This is a genomic window from Sphingopyxis sp. YF1, assembly GCF_022701295.1.
Taxonomy (GTDB): domain Bacteria; phylum Pseudomonadota; class Alphaproteobacteria; order Sphingomonadales; family Sphingomonadaceae; genus Sphingopyxis.
Window position 1 is genome coordinate 1005209 of record NZ_CP033204.1, and the last position, 19360, is coordinate 1024568.

Consider the following 19360-nt stretch of genomic DNA (forward strand, 5'->3'; position numbering starts at 1 on the left):
GTCAGTCGGCCGCGCGCACTTTGTCGCCGGGAGCTGCGGCGGAAGGGTCGAGCAGGATGCGCTCGCCGGCGGAGAGGCCCGCCGTCACGATCACCTTTTCGGACGGCCAGTCGATAAAGCGGACGCTGCGTTCGGCGACGACGCCGTCGCGGCCGAGCAGGCGCACCCGCGCGCCGTCGGCGGCTTGGACGATGGCACTGCGCGGAATACTGATTGCGCGCTCGCGCCGCTCGATCGTCAGATCGACCGACACCGTCAGGCCCGAGGGGACGACGACATCGGCGGCGTCGAGCCTGAGCCGGACTTCCCGCGCGCCCGTCTCGGGATCGATGCGCGGTTCGACATGCGCGACCCGCGCCGTCCGCATGCCCAGTTCGGGGATCATGACCTTGGCGGCCATGCCGGGCCGGATCGTTGTCGAATAAAGCTCGTCAACCTCTATCCGGATTTCCGGGTTCGCAAGGTCGGCGAGCCGGTAGATCACCGATTCTGCTCCAACGGCCTGTCCCGGATCAACCGGGCGCTCGAGGATTACGCCGCTGAACGGCGCCCTCAAAGTGCGGCGATCGCGCAACTCGCGGGCTTGGACGACGCTCGCCTCGCGCCGCTTTAGCTCGCGGTCGCCTTCGGTCACAGCGAGCCGCCGCTGTTCGACCTCGCGACGGGTGGTGAACTGACCCAGCGCCTCGAACCGAGCGAGGTCGCGCCGTGCTTGCGCGACGACCGCTCGCTGGGTCTGGACGGACGCTTCGGCTTCGGTAATCGCAGCGGTTTCGGGGCCATCGTCGATGCGGGCCAGTATCTGTCCCTGGCTGACGCGGTCGCCGACGTCAAAGGGCAGCGCCACAAGTTCGCCCCCCGCAGTAGGCCGGATGTCGATTTCGAGCCGTGGACGAACCCGCCCGTTGAGTGCGAGCACCCGCTCGGCAGGGGCGACGGTGACGGTGAGGACCGGAACGTCCTCGTCGCGTGGAGCCAGAAGCCAGACTGCCGTCAGCGCAAGCAGCAAACCGGCCAGGGCGCCGACGAACCATTTGGTTTTGCTAGCCATCGCCGTTCCATGTCATGTCGAGGAGGTCCCGCCAAGTCTCGCGACGAATGCGGAAGCGTCGGTCAAAAACTATATGCGATGCCGCCAGCCGCAAAGAACTGGTTCGGGGTGCCCGTATCGACGACGATCGGGCTGGCCGCGATATCGCCCTGCAATCTTTTATAGCTGGCGATGCCGAACAGCGACCAGCGGCTTCCCGGACGCCCGATCGAACGGGTAACAAGCATATTGGCGCCGATGCTCGCCAGTCCGCCCTTCGCTCGATAGGCGGCGAGGCCGCTCGCGGCCGCGCCGCCCAAGGTCACACCGAAATTATAGTCGGCATAGCCGCCACCGACGAACTCGCTGGTCAGGGCTGCTCGCACAAAGGCGCGCTTGCTCGCCAGTCGGCTGTATTCCACGGAGGGGCTGACGATGTGACTGCTGTGGGCGCCTGCGACATCCCACGCAGCGGTGACGGCCAGCGCGAGGCGATCGGTGCGGTCGAACACCCCGCGCAGACCGATCGATCCGCGTAAGCCGAGTTCGACTGCGGTGTCGAGTTTTCCGAGCGCAGCGACGCGCGCGTCATCGACCCGGCTGGTCCGGTTGAGCCGGAGCCCGACTACAGGACCCAGTTCAAGGTCGATCTTGCGGGCGTCACGGTTCGGGATCGCATCGACAAAGAGCTGCGGACCGTTCAACTGGAAATCATGGCCCGCGACGGTGCCGCTCAAAACCCCTCCCGGAATAATCTTATAATCTCCCGAGCCATCGTAAGTTGGCGTGATACCGGCGCCGAGACCGAAGAGAATCCTGTCGCCCGCGGGTCGGGCGGACGCGGCGCTCTCGGGTCGTTCCTGCGCGGCGGCGGCGGTGGCCAACATTGTGGTCAGGATGCTGCCGATTATCCGGATGGCGCGTAACATGAAATTCTCCGTGACAGGGGAAGGGGGAAGGGAGTTCTGCCGGTCATTGGTGCTGAGCGGGACAGGGGTGCCGCCGCAACATGTCCCTTTGGGCAGTTCGTCATCCTCGCTCGTGTCAAAAGATGCGCTCCGGCGTCATGCGCTCATCGCGCTTTCGCGTCGGCCGAGATGAGCGCGGCGGTCGCCTTGGCGCTGGCGACGACGCCCGGAATACCAGCCCCGGGGTGGGTGCCGGCGCCGACGAAGTAGAGATTGTCGATGACATCGTCGCGATTGTGCGTCCGGAAAAAGGCGCTTTGCGTCAGTGTCGGCGACAGGCTGAACGCGCTCCCCTGATGGGCGGCAAGGTCAGCGGCGAAGTCGTTGGGGGCATAGTGGTGACAGGTGACGATGCGGTCGGCGAGTCCTGGGAGCAGCCGCTTTTCGAGCATGTCGAGGATGCGAAGGGCAAGCCTGTCGCCTTCGACCGTCCAGTCGACCGGCGCGTGGCCGAGGTGCGGGACCGGAACAAGTGCATAAAGCGTGCTGTGGCCGGGCGGGGCAACCGATGGGTCGGTGGCGCTCGGATGATGCAGATAAAGTGCGAAATCGTCGGCGATTACGCCGCGCTTGTAGATGTCATCGAGCAGCGCGCGATAGCGCTCGCCGAAAAGGATCATATGGTGGGGCAAATCGGAAAACCGGCCACGAACTCCAAGGTGAAGCACGAAAAGGCTCGGTGTCCAGGACTTGCGTACGAGACGGCGCGCCGATCGAGCCCCACGGGGGTGATCGAGCAGGTCGCGGTAGCTATGCATGACGTCGGAATTGCAGGCGATCGCGCTCGCTTTGAGGCGCAGGCCGCTGGCAAGCGTGACTGCCGTACAGCGGTTGTCGTGCGTGTGTATCCGGGTAACGGCATCGCCCAGGATCGTGGTACCGCCCAGCCGTTCGAAACGGGTTGCCATGGCCGCGACGAGCCGGTTGGTGCCGCCGCGGGCATACCAGACGCCGCCGTCCTTCTCGAGCTTGTGGATCAGCGCGTAGATGGCGCTGGTCTCCAGCGGGTTGCCACCGACCAGCAGCGTATGGAAGGAGAAAGCTTCACGAAGCTTGTCGTTCGCAATGAAGTCGCTCACCCGCGCATATACCGACTTCCATGCCCGTTGCCGCGCCAGCGCGGGCGCGGCCCTGAGCATCGACTTGAAATCGAGAAAGGCGACGGCGCCGAGCTTGACATATCCTTCGGCGTGGACGGCAGCCGAATAATCCAGAAAGCGCTGGTATCCGGCGACATCCGCCGGGTTCAGCGCGGCAATTTCGCGCTCCAACGCGTTCTCGTCATTGCTGTAGTCGAAGGTCGTGCCATCGAGCCATTGCAGCCGATAGAAGGGCATGACGGGAAGCAGGTCGACATCGTCGGACAGGCGATGACCGGACAGATCCCATAATTCCGCCAGGCACGACGGATCGGTGATGACGGTCGGTCCAGCATCGAATGTGAAACCCTCGCGCTGCCAGACATAGGCTCGGCCGCCGGGACGGTCGCGCGCTTCGACGACCGTCGTGGAGATTCCGGCCGCCTGGAGCCGGATGGCAAGTGCCAGGCCGCCGATCCCGGCGCCGATGACGACGGCGTCTTTCAATATTCGATCCTCGATGTCTGGAGTGGCTGGGGCGATGTTCAGGATTGCGCCGGAACTATTGGGGTGCCGACCGCCTCTGACGCGATCGCCACGCCGAGGGCATTGCCGCTTTGCCATGCATATTCGACGAATCCGTGCGAGAGCCAATCACCGCATGCGCCGATGCCGATGGCGCCGTTCCACAGATGACCGAGATCGCTTCCCGACGGGTGGGCGAAACGCCATCGCTGGGCGTCGGCGAGCAGCGGTTCGGGCAAAGGCTCGCCGGCGACATCTTGGAAAATCGCAAACAAGGCAGAAGATACCGCCGAAGGCTCCTGTGCAATATTGGCGTCGCTCCAGTTCCAGTCTGCTTGAACCACCCAATGTTCGGCATCGCCCCGTCCCGGCCGCGCATTGCTGCGCACGGCATGGACGAGCGGCGCCGGTCCGCGCAGGAAGTCGGGCAGGACGGCGATGCGCTCGGGAAACAGAAACGTCGCGCTCCACACCGGCCGCGAGGTAACGCCCATGGCCGCGCGCGCCATGTCGAAATCGTGGAGCGACAACAGCGGCGCCGCCTGCTCGGCCGGGATTGCGAGGACCGCGGCGTCGAAATCATCGAAGCGCTGCTTCTCGCTATGAATCGTCCAGCGCGGCCCTTGGCGCGTAACGGCGGTAATCGCGGTATCGAAGCGAATATCGTGATGGCGCGCCATATCCATGAGCGGAGCGTCCATCGTCGGGGTTCCAACCCAGGCGTGAAGACCCGCCGCTGGCCAAGGTGCCGCGAGATCGCGCGCGTGCCAGTCGTCGACGAGCGCCTTGAATGCATTCGAACGGACGGTGAAGTGGGTCGCGCCATGGTCAAAACTGATGTCGGCGTAACCGCTCGCGGCTTTACGCGTCGACATGCGGCCGCCGACTGCGCACGACCTTTCGAATATCGCGGGGACGTGTCCGGCCGCGCGCAGTGCGTTCGCGCAGGCGAGGCCGGCAATCCCGGCACCGATCACCGCGACGCGCATCATTCCCGGCCTTCGCGCCGTTGGCGCGCGAGGACGCGGGGGGCGCGGTGCTCCGCTGCGCAAGAATGGGACCCGGAGGGGCAACAGGGAAGCGCGTGCCGAGACATGCGCCAGGATTTCGCTCGCGTCCGGTCTTGCCGCAACATGTCCGTTCGGGCAGGTTGAACGTCAAAAAGAGTAAGGATAGGGTCTCATGTCTTTGAGCGCGATGATCGCCACGAGCCCGATCGCGGCGGTGATCAGTAATCCGCGGTTGCCGGATAATCCGATCGTCGAATGCAATGAAGCCTTTGTGGCCCTGACCGGCTATGCGGCGTCGGAAGTTATCGGCCGCAACTGTCGCTTTCTCGCGGGACCGGGGACGGAGGCCTCGCTGACCGCCGAACTGCGCGCGGCTATACGCGAACATCGCCCGGCGCTGGTGGAGATACTCAACTACCGGAAGGGCGGACATGCCTTTCGCAATGCCGTGCTTGTCGCACCGATCTTTGGGAGCGACGGGTCGCTCGAATATTTCCTCGGGTCACAGATGGAGGTCGAGGCGCCATCTTCGTTCGCCGACCGGCAAGGCGAAGCGCGCCGTAGGATCGAGCGCCTCTCCCCTCGCCAGCGCGAGGTGTTACTTTTGATGGCGGCTGGCCAGCTCAACAAGCAGATGGGTTTTCAACTCGGCCTCTCCGAGCGGACGATCAAGATGCATCGCGCTGCGATGCTCCGCGCCCTTGACGTCGAAACCAATGCCGATGCGATCCGGCTTGCCGTAGAAGCCGGCTTTTGATTCACCGAGCGATCCGCCAAGGTGCACAGCCTGCGCTCGAAATGTCCGCTTTTTCTGTTCGATCGCCAAAAGCCGTCAGGCCGAAAACGGCCAAGCGGCGCCGCGAGAAGCGCAGTTCGTTCGATGACGGCGAAATGCCGTCGCGCTCATCGTCCGCTGTAAGGCTCATCTCTTCGGGTTCGCGCGCCGATCAGCACCCGGGGCATGTTTCCTCGTTCACGAACTGTGAGAAAGACGAGGTAGGGAAGCAGGAAACCCGCGCCTCCGAAAAAGGCGATGAGCGCGAGGAGCAGGGCGATCGCACTGAATCCATTCCGCCAAGCCGTCCAAAGAGCAGAGAGGATGAGAAAGCAGAGAAAATCGAGGTTGAACTGCCCGGGCCATCCCAGCTTCGCCACGTCTCCGAAAAAGATCGGTAACAATCCAAGGCCATGGCGGGAAATGACTACAGCGGTGTAGGCGGCCAGCGCCAGCCAAAGGATGATCAAAAAAGTACGAAACGACCCCATCGACGACAATCTGCCACGAGAATGCTGCGGCTGCAATCGCGGCTTTGAGTCCGCGACTGGATCATGCCAAATTTCTACTTTCATGTGACGATGGCTTACGCGCCGCGCGCAACGCAGGTGTTGCCATAGGCAAGATGGATTTCATGCCGCACATGGCCCGTCACCAAGTTGCGCCCGAATAACGACCGTCGAGCAGGCTCCGGCCTGTGACCGCGGGCTACCCCGTTATAGCGGCGATTGCCCGTTCGAGCTCGGCAATCCTGAAAGGTTTGCGAAGAACTGGCCGGCCATCAAATTCAGCCGCCATGATCGTCGCATCTCCGCTCGTCGCTATGAACGCCTTCCCGGCATCGCTCAACGCGGCAGCGACCGCCTCGCTCGTTTTGCCATCGGCAAGGTGAACATCCAATATTGCGAGGTCGAAATCTTGCTTCGAGACGAGATCCAGTGCCTCCGCGACGGTCGCTGCGGTTACTACGATCTCGTGTCCAAGCACGTCGAGATACCCCTCAAGCATCATCGCCACCAGCGGATCGTCTTCTACAAGAAACACCCTTATCATCATCCGTCCCTCATAGATCCGAAATCTGTTGCGCCAGTGTCTTCGATCACATGTCCCGTGCCCCTACCTTTCGTCGCGCTCAAAGTTCCACGCCGAGATGCTGGGCCACCGAGAATATGTCCTTGTCCCCTCGTCCGCACATGTTGACGATGATGATGCTATCTTTCGGCATCGTCGGCGCGATCCTGGCAACCGCGGCGACGGCGTGACTGGGCTCAAGCGCCGGGATGATACCCTCTGTTCTGCAAAGCAGCTGGAACGCTTCGAGCGCTTCGGCGTCGGTCGCGGAGGTATAGTCCACCCGCCCGATGTCCTTGAGCCATGCATGCTCGGGGCCGATGCCCGGATAATCGAGACCTGCGCTGATCGAATGGCCTTCGACGATCTGCCCGTCGTCATCCTGCAGCAGATAGGTCTTGTTGCCGTGAAGAATGCCGGGACGCCCGCCGGCCAGTGAGGCGGCATGTTCCTTGTCGAGGCCATGGCCGGCCGCCTCGACGCCAAGCATCTTCACCATCGAGTCGTCAAGGAACGGGTGAAAGAGACCGATCGCATTCGATCCGCCGCCGATCGCGGCGACCAGGAGATCGGGTAGGCGGCCGGCACGGGCCAGCATCTGGGCCCGCGCTTCCCTTCCGATCACGCTCTGGAAATCACGCACAAGCTCCGGATAGGGGTGGGGACCGGCTGCGGTGCCGATGATGTAGAAGGTGTCCTCGACATGGGTGACCCAGTCGCGCAGCGCCTCGTTCATCGCGTCCTTGAGGGTCGCGGCGCCGGCCGTGACGGGCACGACCTCGGCGCCCAGCAGCTTCATGCGGAAGACATTGGGCGCCTGGCGCGCGATATCGGCGGCGCCCATATAGACGACGCAGGGCAGGCCAAAGCGCGCGCAGACGGTTGCAGTAGCCACCCCGTGCTGGCCCGCGCCCGTTTCCGCGATGATGCGGGTCTTGCCCATCCGGATCGCCAGCAGGATCTGGCCGACGCAATTGTTGATCTTGTGGGCGCCGGTGTGATTGAGTTCGTCGCGCTTGAACCAGATCTGAGCGCCGCCGAGCGCGGACGTCAAGCGCGGCGCGAAGTATAGCGGACTGGGACGGCCGACATAATGTTCGAGCAGGTCGTCGAACTCGGCCTGGAAGGCCGGGTCGCGCTTTGCGGCTCGATATTCGCGCTCCAGATCGAGGATGAGGGGCATGAGCGTTTCGGGGACGAAGCGGCCCCCGAATTTCCCGAAATGACCCGCTTCGTCCGGCTGCCCACGCAAGCTGTTCGGAAGATGACCAAGATCGTCGGATGGTTGTGGAGACCGCGTCATGTCGGTGCAATCCCGGCAGGAGACCCGCGCGAGGCGGCGCCGCACAGAATTCCGGCGAGCGCCTCATGGGGGCGGGTAACGCTCGCGAGACCGGTCCGGATTCTCGACCGGCGCATCAATAGCCCATCAGTGCGAGCACTTCCTTGCGGCTCCGCTGGTCGTCGAGGAAGCAGCCGAGGAGCCGGCTCGTGACCATGCCGACGCCGGGCGTGCGCACGCCGCGCCCGGTCATGCAGCCATGCTGGGCGTCGATCACCACGGCGACGCCGTGCGGACGGAGATTGTCCCAGATGCATCGGGCGACCTCGGCGGTCAGCCGCTCCTGCACCTGCAGCCGGCGCGCATAGCCGTTCAGCACGCGCGCGAGCTTGGAGATGCCGACGACGCGGTCGCGGGGGAGGTAGGCGATCGACGCCTTTCCGGTGATCGGCGCCATATGATGCTCGCAATGCGACTGGAAAGGGATGTCGCGCAGCAAGACGATCTCGTCATAGCCGCCGACCTCTTCGAAGGTGCGCGAGAGATGCACCGCCGGATCCTCGTCATACCCCTGGCAATAATCCTTCCAGGCACGCGCGACGCGCTTCGGTGTGTCGAGCAGGCCTTCGCGATGAGGATCCTCGCCGACCCAGCGCAGCAGCGTCTCCACCGACGCGAGAACCTCGGGGGGTATCGCGCCGTCAACGGTGGGGCTGGAAGGGGGCACGTGAAGCATGGTCTTGGCCTCCTGACGGCGAAGTGTTGGCGGTCCGGGAGGGGAGGAGAGGGAGGTGGACCGCCGGATCGGCGCATGCCCGAGCGCAGCATGGCGTCGCAACATGTCCCTTGGGGCAGATCGCCGGTTGGAAGCCCGTTTCGTGCACGGACCTGGGGTGAACCCCCGAACGCAGAAATGCCCTTCGCTCGCTTGACGAGGCGCGGTGCGCGGTGGTTGGGTGAATAGGGCGGTATGGAAATGCGGGGGCGGCGGTGGCCCGCCGCCCCCGGTCTGTCAGAAGTCCATCGCCGGCATCGGTGCGGCCTTCTCTTCCTTCGGCAGCTCGGCGACGAGCGCCTCGGTGGTGATCAGCAGCGAGGCGACCGACGCGGCATCCTGCAGCGCGGTGCGTACGACCTTCGCAGGATCGATCACGCCGGCCTTGACGAGGTCCTGATACTCGCCGGTCGCGGCGTTGAAACCCCAGCTATAGTCGTCGCTCTCGAGCAGCTTGCCGACGATCCAGGCACCATCCTCGCCGGCATTGTCGGCGATCTGGCGCGCCGGCGCGCGGAGCGCGCGGCGGACGATGTCGATGCCCGACTGTTGGTCGTCGTTCGCGGCCTTGACGCCTTCGAGCGCCTTCAGCGAGCGGAGCAGTGCGATACCGCCGCCGGGAAGAATGCCTTCTTCCACGGCCGCGCGGGTTGCGTGGAGTGCGTCGTCGACGCGATCCTTCTTCTCCTTGACCTCGACCTCGGTCGCGCCGCCGACACGGATCACCGCGACGCCGCCCGCGAGCTTGGCAAGCCGCTCCTGCAGCTTCTCGCGGTCGTAATCGCTTGTGGTCGTTTCGATCTGCTGGCGGATCTGCGCGACCCGGCCATCGATGTCGGACTTGGAACCGACGCCGTCGACGATCGTCGTATTATCCTTGTCGATGACGACCTTCTTGGCGCGTCCGAGCATGTTGATCGTCACGCTCTCGAGCTTGATGCCAAGCTCCTCGCTGACGACATTACCGCCGGTGAGTACCGCGATATCCTCAAGCATCGCCTTGCGGCGATCGCCAAAGCCCGGCGCCTTGACCGCCGCGACCTTGAGCCCGCCGCGGAGGCGATTGACGACGAGCGTCGCGAGCGCGTCGCCCTCGACATCCTCGGCGATGATGAGCAGCGGACGTCCCGACTGCACGACGCTTTCGAGCAGCGGCAGCATCGCCTGCAGGTTCGAGAGTTTCTTCTCGTGGATGAGGATATACGGATCGTCGAGCTCGACCTTGAGCTTTTCGGCGTTGGTGATGAAATAGGGGCTCAGATAGCCGCGATCGAACTGCATGCCCTCGACCGTTTCGAGTTCGGTCGCGAGGCTCTTCGCTTCCTCGACGGTGATCACGCCTTCGTTGCCGACCGTCTCCATCGCTTCCGCGAGGATGCGGCCGACCTCTTCGTCGCCGTTCGCCGAAATGGTCGCGACCTGCGCGATCTCGCTGTTCGCCTCGACCGACTTGGCATGGGCCTTGAGGTCCTCGACGACGGTGGTCACGGCAAGGTCGATGCCGCGCTTGACGTCCATCGGGTTCATGCCCGCGGCGACCGCCTTAGAGCCTTCGCGGACGATCGCCTGCGCGAGCACGGTCGCGGTCGTGGTGCCGTCGCCGGCCTTGTCGTTCTGCTTGCTGGCGACTTCGCGCAGCATCTGCGCGCCCATATTCTCGAACTTGTCGGCAAGCTCGATTTCTTTGGCGACGGTCACGCCGTCCTTGGTGATGCGCGGCGCGCCGAAGCTTTTATCGATCACGACGTTGCGGCCCTTGGGGCCCAGCGTGACCTTCACTGCATTCGCAAGCGTATCCACGCCGCGCAGCATGCGATCACGCGCGTCCGACGCAAATTTCACTTCCTTGGCAGCCATTTGTACCTCCTTCTTGATGTCCTTTCAGTTGCTGGATGGATGCGGCGTCAGGCCGCCTGTTTGAGCGCCGCGGCCTGTTCGATGACCCCGAGAATGTCGCTCTCCTTCATGATGAGCAACTCTTCGCCGTCGATGCGCACCTCGGTGCCCGACCATTTGCCGAACAGGATGCGGTCGCCGGTCTGGACGTCGAGCGCGGTGACGGTGCCGTCCTCGGCGCGGGCGCCCGGACCGACGGCGACGACTTCGCCCTCCTGCGGCTTTTCCTTGGCGGTGTCGGGGATGATGATGCCGCCCGAGGTCTTCTCCTCGGCTTCGATGCGGCGGACGACCACACGGTCGTGCAAGGGACGGAAATGCATGCATAACCTCCATGTTGCATAACGATATGACAAGCCGGCGCGCCTGTCCGGGACGCGCGGCGCCGATGAGCTAGGAAGCGGAATTTTTTGCTTCAAGAGGGTCGACGAAAATTTTTTCGCATTCGCGCCAGCGCAAAACAAATGCCCCTTATCAAGGGGCTGACACATCTTGACTCGACTCGCTTCCTTTCCAAAATCTCTGGTCGCGGCAGCCTGCCGCACAACAGGAAAGGAAAGGCTATAAGGAAGGAGGCACGATCATGTCCGAGCCATTTTCCCGTTTTCTTCACCCCTTCGACGTGGCGCGTCACCCGAGCCTCGAGCCGGAGGTCAAGCGCGCACTTCTGGCATCCTGGGCATCGGACCACTCGGCGGTCCGCAACAAGCCCGCGCTCCGAAAGCCGCCCGGCGCGCGCCGCGCCGTGCCGGTCGAAGATGTGCTCGCCGCGCTCCGGTCGCTCGACGGCGGCGAGGCGCGCGCGCCATGACCGACCGGGCGCTGATCGCGCAGCTGGACGGCTATGGGCTGACAACCGCCGAGATCCATTATTACCGGCCCGATCATCCCTCGCTGCTCCAGCTCTTCGTCTGGCAGGACTATGATCTGCCGCCGGACTTCCCGGTGCTGTTCGATTTTCTTGCCATGTGGAGGCGCCAGATCGAAGCCGCGCTCCACTCGGTCCGCATCGCGCACGACGCCCTGATCGGGCCCGCCGAGTGGCGCGCGGCGGACATCATTCACTCGCTTGATTAGCCTGGCGGTTCCAGGGACACGCGGCGCGCCGGAGCAGGTCTGAGGCGATCGCGCTTCAGCAAGAGAGGGAGACACGCCGTTGGCGTGCCTCCCTTGTCGAACTCAGGCGCTTTCGAGCGCCTTATCCATCGGCGCTTCGATCCGCTGCGGCTTGCCGGCACTGCTGCCGATCTCGATCTTGCGCGGCTTCATCGCCTCTGGGACGACGCGGCTCAGTTCGATCGTGAGCAGCCCGTCGGCGAAGCTCGCGCGCCCGACCTCGATATAGTCGGCAAGCTGGAAGCGGCGCTCGAACGCGCGGCGGGCGATGCCGCGGTGGAGATAGGCGCGTGTCGCATCCTCCTCGGCCGGCTTGCCCGTGACGCTGAGCTGGTTCTGCTGCGCGACGATCTCGATCTCGTCGGCCTTGAAACCGGGCACCGCCAGCGTGACGCGGAAACGGTCGTCGGCGTCGCGCACGATGTCGAAAGCAGGAAAGCCGTCCGACGTCTCGCCGCGCTGGCCCTTCTCGAGCAGGTCGAAGAGATGATCGAAGCCCACCGTCGAGCGGCGGTAGGGGGTGAAGTCAAAATCGGTTCTCATTTCCAAATCCTCCTGATTGAAGCAATTCGGGCATGAGATGCGCCGGGACTTAGAGCCGGCGCTCTCTCTGTCCTAGGACGCGGAAAATCCCGCGTCCGGGAATGAGTTAGGAAAGCCGTTTTGCCGTTTCAAGAGCGAGGGTGCCGCTCGGAACGTCGGCTGACGTGTCGCGGCAGCCAGGGCGGTGCCGGGATCCCGGGGGCCTGCCGGGAGGCGGGAAATGGCATCCCGTCTGCCCCTTGGTGCAGCTTGGCGGCGCGGGGCAAGTCGGAGACATGCGATCCACATCGCGCGGCATGGTCGCCGCGAGGCGTCTTGTCCGCGGGAGATTGCAATGACTGTCGAAGGGCCTCTGGTAACGGCCAGAATCGGGGAACGTTACGAAGAAGCGGATCCCGCCCGATTGCCGACGGGTCACCCCGCCGTGCCGGTCGACCGCATCGGCGTGCTTCTCGTAAATCTCGGGACGCCCGACGCGCCGACGAGCCGTGCGGTTCGGCGCTATCTCGCGGAATTTCTTTCCGACCGGCGCGTTGTCGAACTGCCTTCGCTGATCTGGCAACCGATCCTGCGCGGGATCGTCCTTGCGGTTCGGCCGCGGAAATCCGCGCATGCCTACCGCGAAATCTGGACTTCAGAAGGCTCGCCGCTCGCCGCGATCACCCGCCGCCAGGCAAGGGCGCTTGAGGCTTCGCTCGGACGTGGTGCGGTGGTTGCGCATGCGATGCGCTATGGCAGCAGCTCGATCGCGGACGGCATCGACGCGCTTCTTGCGGCAGGATGTCGCCGCATTCTCGTTGCGCCTCTTTATCCCCAATATTGCGCCGCAACGACCGCGAGCGTTGGCGATGCCGTCCAGGCGCATATGGCGCGCCTGCGCTGGCAGCCGGCGCTGCGTGTCCTTCCGCCCTATTATGATGACGATCGCCATGTCGAGGCGCTGGCGTCGTCGCTCGGACGTGCGATCGGCGGCCTCGACTTTATGCCCGATACGATCGTCGCGAGCTTCCACGGCATGCCCGAGCGCACCCTTCGTCTCGGCGATCCCTATCACTGCATGTGCCTCAAGACCGCGCGTCGGTTGGGCGAAGTTTTGGGGAAGAATGTTATTCCGAGCTTTCAGTCGCGCTTCGGCCAGGCCAAATGGCTGACGCCGGCAACCGACATGATGCTCGAAACGCTAGGGCGCGAAGGCCGGTCGGTGGCCGTGATCGCGCCGGGATTCGCCGCGGATTGCCTCGAAACCCTCGAGGAAATCGCCATCCGCGGACGCGAGCAGTTCCTTGCCGCCGGCGGACGCCATTTCGCTTATGTGCCCTGTCTCAACGATAGCGATGTCGGGATGGATATGCTCGCCGCCCTGATAAGGAGCGAGCTTTCGGGCTGGCTTTGAGGGCTTTTGATTGTCGGGGCCGCGCTGCGCTAACAAGCGTCGCGCAGCCCCGACAGGTCATTAGGCGGGAAGCAGCACGCCGTCGATGACGTGGATCACGCCGTTCGACTGAAGAACGTCGGCAGGGCCGATCTTCGCCGTGCCGCCCTTGGCGTCGCTCACATACCAGCTGCCATCCTTCTCCCAGACGGTGAGCATGGCGCCCTGCACCGTGGTGAGCACCGCCTTGCCGCCATTGGCCTTGGCCTGCGCGGCAATATCGGTCGCGGTCAGGCGGCCCGGCACGACATGATAGGTCAATATGCCCGTCAGCATCGCCTTGTTCTCGGGCTTGAGCAGCGTATCGACGGTGCCGGCGGGAAGCTTGGCAAAGGCAGCGTTGGTAGGCGCAAAGACCGTGAACGGGCCGGCTCCCGAAAGGGTCTCGGCGAGGCCAGCGGCCTTGACCGCCGCGACCAGCGTCGTGTGATCTTTCGAATTGGCGGCATTTTCGACGATGGTCTTGGTCTCATACATCGCGGCGCCGCCGACCATCGGGTTCTTGGCGGCTGCAATGCCGCCGGCGAGCGCGAGCGCTGCTGCGGCGAGCGAAAGAGAGATACGGGAAATAGCCATTGGTCATTCCTTTTCGAATGTTCGTCCCGGGGGGATAGGACGGGCATGAAATTAGGCGCGCCGCCCCGCCGGGGCGACCTGTCCTTTGGGGCGGGTTATCCGGCCCGCCCTCCGCGGCCCATCGCCGCTAGCGATAACGGCAGTTCTCCCTCCCATCGGCTGCAGGCAAACCGGCGGCAGGCTGGACCATCGACGCAGCCGGGCGAAAAGGGGGCTTCCATGCCGTTTGAGGGGTCGTTCGAAGACCGGCTGGCGCTTCGCGACCTGCTCGACGCCTATGCCGATGCGGTCAACCGGGCCGACAGCGAGGCCTGGGCCGCGACTTGGGACGAAGGCGGCCGATGGTCGCTTCCGGGTTTCGGGATATTCGAGGGCAAGGCGAAGATCGTCGACACCTGGCGCGCGGCGATGCGCGCTTTTCCCGACATCGTCTTTCGCGCCTGGCCGGGTTCGATCGAGGTCCATGGCGAGACCGCGGCCATGCGGTCCTACACCGAGGAAGTCTTCCTGCGCGACGGCACCCTTCACCGGACCCTTGGCATCTATGACGACGTCTGCCGCCGAATCGATGGCCGGTGGCTGTTTACAGAGCGGCGGTTTCGGCCTTTGCCGCAGCTTTCAAGAAGTGAGGTGCAGTCATGAAGATCCTGATCCAGGCGGTCATCGATATCGATCCCGAGACGCGCGGGGACGCGCTAGCGGGTGCGCGCGGCTGGATCGAAGGCGCGCTCGCCCAGCCGGGTTGTCTCGCTTACGCCTGGACCCTTGATCCGCATGTGGCGACGCGCATCCACGTGTTCGAGGAATGGGACGGCGAAGCGGCGCTCGCAGCGCATCTGGCCGGGCCGCAGTACAGGGGAATGCTGGGGCATATCGGCGCGTTTGGTGTACGTTCCTCCTCAAGCCGCAAGTTCGGTGTGTCGCGCGAAGGCCCTGTTTACAACAGCCACGGCGTGGCAAGCGCCGCCTTCGACTAGCTTGGTGGTCCTCGTTCGCTAGCTGCGCAGCGCTTCCCAGGCAGTCAGGGCGCGCGCCCGCGCCGCCTCATGGCCGATAAGCGGCGCGGGATAGGCGGGCACCCCGGCCTCCTGTCCATGGGCGGCGGTGATCTCGGCATCCGACAGATGTGCAAGCTCCGGAACATAGGTGCGGACATAATCGCCCATCGCGAACCGCTCGCTCTGGAGCAGCGGCGACATGATGCGCGAGAAGACCGGCGCGTCGACGCCGGTGCCCGCGACATATTGCCAGTTCATTGCATTCGACCCGAGATCGGCGTCGAGCAGCGTGTCCCAGAACCAGCGTTCACCGCGGCGCCAGTCGATCAGCAGATGTTTGACGAGGAAGGAGGCGGTGACCATCCGCACGCGGTTGTGCATCCAGCCCGTGTGCCAGAGCTCGCGCATGCCCGCGTCGACCACCGGGTAGCCGGTCCGTCCCCGGGTCCAGGCAGCAAAGTCCCGGTCGGCTTCGGGGCCGCTCCGCCAGCCGAAATTATCGAAGGTGGGGCGCCCGTTTCGATCGCCATAATCGGACATCTGGTCGACGAGATTGATGCCATGCTCGCGCCAGCCGAGCTCCGACCGAAAGGTTTCGGCACCCGCATCGTCGCGCTCGCCGAGCGCATGCCAGATCGACCGGGGGCTTATTTCGCCGAAATGAAGATGCGGCGACAGCCGCGATGTCGCGGGGAGCGAGGGAAAATCGCGACGGGACTTATAGTCGCCGGCGAGCGGCAGCCAGTCGCGCAGCGCCCGCCAGGCGCCCTTCTCGCCCGGGCTCCAGTCGCCAAATCCTGTGGTCCAGTCGGGGCTGGTCGGGGTCAGCCCCCAATCGGCAAGATTGTCCGACGCCGGCCAGACGCCAGGCGCCGGAATATGGTCGGGCGCCGCATAGGGAAGGGCGGGCGGCATGCGCCCCAGAAGCGCGCGATACCAAGGCGTGAAGACGCGGTAGCGGGCGCCTTGCGCATTGGTGATACTCTCGGGCGGCGCGAGATAATTGCCGTCATGGAGCCGCAGCGCAAGCCTGGCGTCCAGCGCGTCTTCGCAGCGCGGCCACCAAGGCTCGTAGCAGCGGGTCGCGTGAACCCTTGTGCTCTCGGCTTCCGCCGCGACGCGTTCGAGTATTTCGGCGGCAGGGCCGCGGCGCAGGACGAGCCGGCTGCCGCGTTTGCGAAGGCTCGCATCGAGCGCGGTGAGGCTGTGATGGAGCCACCAGCGCTGCGCGCCGCCGATCGCGCGCGTTCCGGGGCTCCCGTCGTCCAATATGTAGAGCGGAATGACCGGACCTTCGGCGATCGCCGCGAGGAGCGCCGGATGGTCGGTGATGCGGAGGTCCTGACGGAGCCACAATATGGCGGGCGGCATGGCGACGGTTCCCTTTTTGGCGGGCTGGGGTGCGGGCGATCGCGGATTTCCTCATCTGGCAGGCTCCGACCTCCGCAAAAGATGACCTTTCGGGCAGTTCAGGCAATGAAGAGCCGCTTTGCGAGCGCGAGCAAGGGGAAGGTTGGGCGGTGAGCAATCACCGCCCCCCGCCGCGGCCAGACGCGGGTCGCAAGGCGCTGGCCGCCGGCAGAACCGGAATGTCCTTGCGATCAGCCGGGCATGACATCTCCTGCCGTGTCATCACGCCCGGAGAATATTCGGTCGCGAGCGCCCGGATCGCGGGCTGCCGCAGTTCTGATGCCGAAGTCGCCGAGAATGAGGCTCGCCGTCGCCTTCGCGCTCGCGACGACCCCCGGAATACCCGCGCCGGGATGCGTGCCCGCGCCGGTAAAATAGAGGTTCTCGATGCGCGCGTCGCGGTTGTGCCCCCGAAAATAGGCGCTCTGCAACAGTGTTGGCGTAAGGCTGAAGGCGCTCCCGAGATGCGCGGCGAGATCCTGTTCGAAGTCCGGCGGGGCATATTGGATTTGCGTGACGATCCGCTCGCCAAGGTCCGGGATCAGGCGCCGCTCGATCTCGGCGATGATGCGCTTCGCCAATTTGGGCCCTTCGACCTCCCAGTCGAGCGAGGCGTGGCCGCGATGGGGAACCGGCGCAAGCGCGTAAAAGCTGCTGTGGCCCGCGGGGGCCACGCCCGGATCGCTTGCGCTCGGGTGATGAAGGTAAAGCGAGAAATCCTCGGCGAGGGTGCCGTTCCGATAGATGTCGTCGAGAAGCCCGCGGTAGCGCGGACCGAACAATATCATATGATGGGGTATTTCGGGGAAGGTACCGCGAACCCCCAGATGGAGGACGAAGAGGCTCGGCGACCAGCTCTTGCGCGCAAGGCGCTTCGCCTCGCGCTTGCCGCGCGGATGCGCGAGCAGGTCGCGGTAGCTGTGCATGAGATCGGCGTTCGAGGCGACAAGATCGGCGCGTGCGGTAAACCCGCTCCGCGTCACGATGCCCGTCACCCGGTCGCCCTTAGTTTCGATGCGGGCGACGGGATCGCCAAGCCTCAGCGTACCGCCGAGACGCGCGAACAGCGCGGCCATGCCGGCGACGAGCTGATTGGTGCCGCCGCGCGCATACCAGACGCCGCCATCTTGCTCGAGTTTGTGGATGAGCGCATAGATGCTGCTCGTCGCCATCGGGTTGCCGCCAACAAGCAAGGTGTGGAAGGATAGAGCCTCGCGCAGCTTCTCGCTCCGAACATAGCTCGCGACGGTTTTATAGACCGAGCGCCAGGCCCGGTGCCGCAGGAGCGCGGGTGCCGCCTTCAGCATCGAGCGGAAATCGAGGAAGGGCACGGCGCCGAGCTTCACATAGCCTTCCTCGTAAACCGACGCGGAATAGCGAAGAAATCGCTCATATCCCGCCACATCGGCGGGATCGAGCGCGGCGATCTGACGGGCGAGCGCCTCCTTGTCATTGCCATAATCGAAGGTCGATCCGTCGGGCCAGCTCAGCCGATAAAAGGGCGACACCGGGACGAGGTCGACATCGCGCTCGAGCCGCTGGCCGCTCAGCTCCCAGAGCTCGGCGAGGCAGGCCGGGTCGGTGATCACCGTCGGCCCGGCATCGAAGGTGAAACCATCCTTCTCGAAGACATAGGCGCGGCCGCCCGGGCGGTCGCGCGCTTCTACGAGCAGCGTATCGAGGCCCGCCGACTGGAGCCGGATGGCGAGGGCGAGGCCGCCGATGCCGGCTCCGATTACGATCGCGCGCATCATCGCGGCGCCTCTGCCGCAATCGCCGCGCCGAGTACATGGCCCGACAGCCACGCATATTCGGCAAAGCCGTGATAGAGCCAGTCGCCGCAGGCGCCGAGACCAATGGCAGGGTTCCAGAGCAGCTTCAGATCCTGTCCCGAGGGCTGCGAGAATAGCCAGCGATGGGCCGCGATATGGCTTGGGGTGGGCATGTCGCGTCCGGCGATCTTGCCAAGTTCGGCGAGAAGCGCTGGCGCCACGCTCGCGCCGTCGCAGGCGAGATGTGCCTCCGACCAAGTCCAGTCGGCTTGCACGACCCACCGCTCGCCCGGCGCGCGGCCGGGCTTCGCGCTGTCGCGCGCAGCGGTCACAAGCGAGCCGGCGCCGCGGAGGAAATCGGGAAGCTCCTCGATCCGCTCATCGAAGGCGAACATCGCGGTCCAGCAGGGATTGTAGCGCACCGCCATGGCCGCGCGCGCCATCTCGAAATCATGAAGCGACAGAAGCGGCGCTGCCTGCTCGGCGGGGATGGCGATCACCGCCGCATCATATTTGCCGAGCCGTTTTGCCTCGCTGTGGAGCGTCCAGCCCGCGGGCGATTTGGTCAGGGCTGTGACCGGTCGCGACAGGCGGACATCGAGATCGTCCGCGAGAGCTTTGAGCGGCGTGGTCATGGTCGGCGTGCCGACCCAGCTGTCCGCGCCGGCGGCCGGCCAACGCGCGGCGAGGCCTGCCTTCTCCCACGCTGCTACGAGCCTGGTAAAGCCTTCCGAGCGTGCCGTGAAATGGGTTGCGCCATGATCGAATGCGACCTCGGGAACGCCCGGCTCCGCGCGACGGGTCGCGAGGCGGCCGCCGACGCTGCGGGATTTGTCGAAGAGCGTTGCCTCCAGCCCCGCATCGCGCAGCCGCCGCGCACAGGCGAGCCCGGCAATGCCGGCTCCAATGATCGCGACCCGCATCAGACCATGGCCTCGCGATCACCGATGTGGCACGGACAATGTCCGACCTCCGCCTGCAGGGATGTCCGCGCTGTCGACGTGCAAGGCGTCATGCGCGATTTTTTCCGGTTCGTCGCAATTGTCATCGACGCAGGCTTGCATGAGCGAGGGGAAGTGTCGCAACATGTCCCTTGGGGCAC

Annotated in this window: 22 protein-coding genes; 7 read left to right on the forward strand and 15 right to left on the reverse strand. The window is 64.9% G+C overall.

The annotated features are described in order from the left end of the window. Window position 1 precedes the first annotated feature (1 nt). The 4 genes from EAO27_RS04855 to EAO27_RS04870 all read right to left on the reverse strand — a co-directional run bounded on the left by EAO27_RS04855 (window position 2) and on the right by EAO27_RS04870 (window position 4594). The gene (locus EAO27_RS04855) at window positions 2-1051 is read right to left on the reverse strand and encodes an efflux RND transporter periplasmic adaptor subunit (protein ID WP_242777653.1); all 1050 of its coding nucleotides are present in this window, start codon (window positions 1049-1051) and stop codon (window positions 2-4) included. A gap of 62 nt (window positions 1052-1113) precedes the next feature. Beyond that, window positions 1114-1959 (reverse strand): MipA/OmpV family protein, encoded by an 846-nt coding sequence (locus EAO27_RS04860; RefSeq protein WP_079637432.1) that lies wholly within the window; start codon window positions 1957-1959, stop codon window positions 1114-1116. A gap of 143 nt (window positions 1960-2102) precedes the next feature. Continuing rightward, a complete protein-coding gene (locus EAO27_RS04865; protein WP_242780438.1) occupies window positions 2103-3587 on the reverse strand; it encodes a phytoene desaturase in 1485 nt (494 codons plus the stop codon). Window positions 3588-3622: 35 nt separating this feature from the next. Next, a complete protein-coding gene (locus EAO27_RS04870) occupies window positions 3623-4594 on the reverse strand; it encodes an FAD-dependent oxidoreductase (protein ID WP_079637433.1) in 972 nt (323 codons plus the stop codon). A 190-nt stretch (window positions 4595-4784) separates the two neighbouring features. On the opposite strand from EAO27_RS04870, the gene EAO27_RS04875 reads away from it, so the two are divergent. Continuing rightward, entirely contained in the window at window positions 4785-5369 is a 585-nt protein-coding gene (locus EAO27_RS04875; RefSeq protein ID WP_176141507.1) for a LuxR C-terminal-related transcriptional regulator, read from the forward strand. Between the two features lie 146 nt (window positions 5370-5515). On the opposite strand, the gene EAO27_RS04880 is transcribed toward EAO27_RS04875, so the two are convergent. Next, window positions 5516-5962 carry a hypothetical protein gene (locus tag EAO27_RS04880; RefSeq protein WP_242777658.1) on the reverse strand — a complete coding sequence of 149 codons (447 nt, stop codon included), beginning with the start codon at window positions 5960-5962 and terminating at the stop codon, window positions 5516-5518. On the opposite strand from EAO27_RS04880, the gene EAO27_RS04885 reads away from it, so the two are divergent. Continuing rightward, complete coding sequence (locus tag EAO27_RS04885) at window positions 5942-6007, forward strand: DUF1993 domain-containing protein (protein WP_242780440.1); 66 nt, start codon at window positions 5942-5944, stop codon at window positions 6005-6007. The two genes, EAO27_RS04880 and EAO27_RS04885, sit on opposite strands and share 21 nt — an antisense overlap. Before the next feature lie 88 nt (window positions 6008-6095). Here EAO27_RS04885 and EAO27_RS04890 read toward each other — a convergent pair whose 3' ends face one another. From EAO27_RS04890 to groES, 5 genes are all read right to left on the reverse strand, one after another. Next, the gene (locus EAO27_RS04890) at window positions 6096-6431 is read right to left on the reverse strand and encodes a response regulator (protein WP_242777660.1); all 336 of its coding nucleotides are present in this window, start codon (window positions 6429-6431) and stop codon (window positions 6096-6098) included. Between the two features lie 88 nt (window positions 6432-6519). Then, complete coding sequence (gene trpB, locus EAO27_RS04895) at window positions 6520-7761, reverse strand: tryptophan synthase subunit beta (RefSeq protein ID WP_242777662.1); 1242 nt, start codon at window positions 7759-7761, stop codon at window positions 6520-6522. Between the two features lie 115 nt (window positions 7762-7876). Next, entirely contained in the window at window positions 7877-8476 is a 600-nt protein-coding gene (folE, locus tag EAO27_RS04900; RefSeq protein ID WP_237835911.1) for a GTP cyclohydrolase I FolE, read from the reverse strand. A gap of 276 nt (window positions 8477-8752) precedes the next feature. After that, window positions 8753-10372: a chaperonin GroEL gene (groL, locus tag EAO27_RS04905; protein ID WP_242777664.1), complete on the reverse strand. Its 1620-nt coding sequence runs from the start codon at window positions 10370-10372 to the stop codon at window positions 8753-8755. A 47-nt stretch (window positions 10373-10419) separates the two neighbouring features. Continuing rightward, window positions 10420-10734, reverse strand: coding sequence for a co-chaperone GroES (gene groES / locus EAO27_RS04910; protein WP_242777666.1), 315 nt, complete (start codon window positions 10732-10734; stop codon window positions 10420-10422). Window positions 10735-10994: 260 nt separating this feature from the next. Here groES and EAO27_RS04915 point away from each other — a divergent pair, with 260 nt between their 5' ends. Both EAO27_RS04915 and EAO27_RS04920 read left to right on the forward strand, forming a co-directional pair. Next, the gene (locus EAO27_RS04915; protein ID WP_242777668.1) at window positions 10995-11222 is read left to right on the forward strand and encodes a hypothetical protein; all 228 of its coding nucleotides are present in this window, start codon (window positions 10995-10997) and stop codon (window positions 11220-11222) included. Further along, the gene (locus EAO27_RS04920; RefSeq protein WP_242777670.1) at window positions 11219-11488 is read left to right on the forward strand and encodes an usg protein; all 270 of its coding nucleotides are present in this window, start codon (window positions 11219-11221) and stop codon (window positions 11486-11488) included. Before EAO27_RS04915 ends, EAO27_RS04920 begins: the two co-directional genes overlap by 4 nt. Before the next feature lie 102 nt (window positions 11489-11590). On the opposite strand, the gene EAO27_RS04925 is transcribed toward EAO27_RS04920, so the two are convergent. Continuing rightward, entirely contained in the window at window positions 11591-12070 is a 480-nt protein-coding gene (locus EAO27_RS04925) for an Hsp20 family protein (RefSeq protein WP_192648991.1), read from the reverse strand. A 184-nt stretch (window positions 12071-12254) separates the two neighbouring features. Between EAO27_RS04925 and hemH the strand changes: the two genes are divergently transcribed. Further along, window positions 12255-13463 (forward strand): ferrochelatase, encoded by a 1209-nt coding sequence (hemH, locus tag EAO27_RS04930; protein ID WP_242777672.1) that lies wholly within the window; start codon window positions 12255-12257, stop codon window positions 13461-13463. 60 nt (window positions 13464-13523) lie between these two features. On the opposite strand, the gene EAO27_RS04935 is transcribed toward hemH, so the two are convergent. After that, entirely contained in the window at window positions 13524-14078 is a 555-nt protein-coding gene (locus tag EAO27_RS04935; protein WP_242777674.1) for a fasciclin domain-containing protein, read from the reverse strand. Between the two features lie 219 nt (window positions 14079-14297). Here EAO27_RS04935 and EAO27_RS04940 point away from each other — a divergent pair, with 219 nt between their 5' ends. Together EAO27_RS04940 and EAO27_RS04945 are read left to right on the forward strand one after the other, a co-directional pair. Then, window positions 14298-14720 (forward strand): nuclear transport factor 2 family protein, encoded by a 423-nt coding sequence (locus tag EAO27_RS04940; protein ID WP_242777676.1) that lies wholly within the window; start codon window positions 14298-14300, stop codon window positions 14718-14720. Further along, window positions 14717-15055 carry a putative quinol monooxygenase gene (locus EAO27_RS04945; protein WP_242777678.1) on the forward strand — a complete coding sequence of 113 codons (339 nt, stop codon included), beginning with the start codon at window positions 14717-14719 and terminating at the stop codon, window positions 15053-15055. The genes EAO27_RS04940 and EAO27_RS04945 overlap by 4 nt, the downstream gene beginning before the upstream one ends. A gap of 18 nt (window positions 15056-15073) precedes the next feature. On the opposite strand, the gene EAO27_RS04950 is transcribed toward EAO27_RS04945, so the two are convergent. The 3 genes from EAO27_RS04950 to EAO27_RS04960 form a co-directional block, all read right to left on the reverse strand. After that, window positions 15074-16447, reverse strand: a complete 1374-nt coding sequence (locus EAO27_RS04950) for a deoxyribodipyrimidine photo-lyase (RefSeq protein ID WP_242777680.1) — start codon at window positions 16445-16447, stop codon at window positions 15074-15076. Window positions 16448-16677: 230 nt separating this feature from the next. Further along, on the reverse strand, window positions 16678-18240 hold the full coding sequence (locus tag EAO27_RS04955; protein ID WP_242777682.1) for a phytoene desaturase: 1563 nt from the start codon (window positions 18238-18240) through the stop codon (window positions 16678-16680). Beyond that, window positions 18237-19181 (reverse strand): FAD-dependent oxidoreductase, encoded by a 945-nt coding sequence (locus EAO27_RS04960; RefSeq protein WP_242777684.1) that lies wholly within the window; start codon window positions 19179-19181, stop codon window positions 18237-18239. The genes EAO27_RS04955 and EAO27_RS04960 overlap by 4 nt, the downstream gene beginning before the upstream one ends. Window positions 19182-19360: the final 179 nt, after the last annotated feature.

Bases quoted from the DNA above. Each gene is read 5' to 3' on its own strand.
- EAO27_RS04935 (WP_242777674.1), bottom strand. From the start codon at position 14,078: ATGGCTATTTCCCGTATCTCTCTTTCGCTCGCCGCAGCAGCGCTCGCG.
- EAO27_RS04960 (WP_242777684.1), bottom strand. From the start codon at position 19,181: ATGCGGGTCGCGATCATTGGAGCCGGCATTGCCGGGCTCGCCTGTGCG.
- EAO27_RS04860 (WP_079637432.1), bottom strand. From the start codon at position 1,959: ATGTTACGCGCCATCCGGATAATCGGCAGCATCCTGACCACAATGTTG.
- EAO27_RS04875 (WP_176141507.1), top strand. From the start codon at position 4,785: ATGTCTTTGAGCGCGATGATCGCCACGAGCCCGATCGCGGCGGTGATC.
- EAO27_RS04950 (WP_242777680.1), bottom strand. From the start codon at position 16,447: ATGCCGCCCGCCATATTGTGGCTCCGTCAGGACCTCCGCATCACCGAC.
- EAO27_RS04855 (WP_242777653.1), bottom strand. From the start codon at position 1,051: ATGGCTAGCAAAACCAAATGGTTCGTCGGCGCCCTGGCCGGTTTGCTG.
- EAO27_RS04870 (WP_079637433.1), bottom strand. From the start codon at position 4,594: ATGATGCGCGTCGCGGTGATCGGTGCCGGGATTGCCGGCCTCGCCTGC.
- EAO27_RS04920 (WP_242777670.1), top strand. From the start codon at position 11,219: ATGACCGACCGGGCGCTGATCGCGCAGCTGGACGGCTATGGGCTGACA.
- EAO27_RS04940 (WP_242777676.1), top strand. From the start codon at position 14,298: ATGCCGTTTGAGGGGTCGTTCGAAGACCGGCTGGCGCTTCGCGACCTG.
- groL (WP_242777664.1), bottom strand. From the start codon at position 10,372: ATGGCTGCCAAGGAAGTGAAATTTGCGTCGGACGCGCGTGATCGCATG.
- trpB (WP_242777662.1), bottom strand. From the start codon at position 7,761: ATGACGCGGTCTCCACAACCATCCGACGATCTTGGTCATCTTCCGAAC.
- EAO27_RS04955 (WP_242777682.1), bottom strand. From the start codon at position 18,240: ATGATGCGCGCGATCGTAATCGGAGCCGGCATCGGCGGCCTCGCCCTC.
- EAO27_RS04925 (WP_192648991.1), bottom strand. From the start codon at position 12,070: ATGAGAACCGATTTTGACTTCACCCCCTACCGCCGCTCGACGGTGGGC.
- EAO27_RS04945 (WP_242777678.1), top strand. From the start codon at position 14,717: ATGAAGATCCTGATCCAGGCGGTCATCGATATCGATCCCGAGACGCGC.
- EAO27_RS04880 (WP_242777658.1), bottom strand. From the start codon at position 5,962: ATGAAAGTAGAAATTTGGCATGATCCAGTCGCGGACTCAAAGCCGCGA.
- folE (WP_237835911.1), bottom strand. From the start codon at position 8,476: ATGCTTCACGTGCCCCCTTCCAGCCCCACCGTTGACGGCGCGATACCC.
- groES (WP_242777666.1), bottom strand. From the start codon at position 10,734: ATGCATTTCCGTCCCTTGCACGACCGTGTGGTCGTCCGCCGCATCGAA.
- EAO27_RS04915 (WP_242777668.1), top strand. From the start codon at position 10,995: ATGTCCGAGCCATTTTCCCGTTTTCTTCACCCCTTCGACGTGGCGCGT.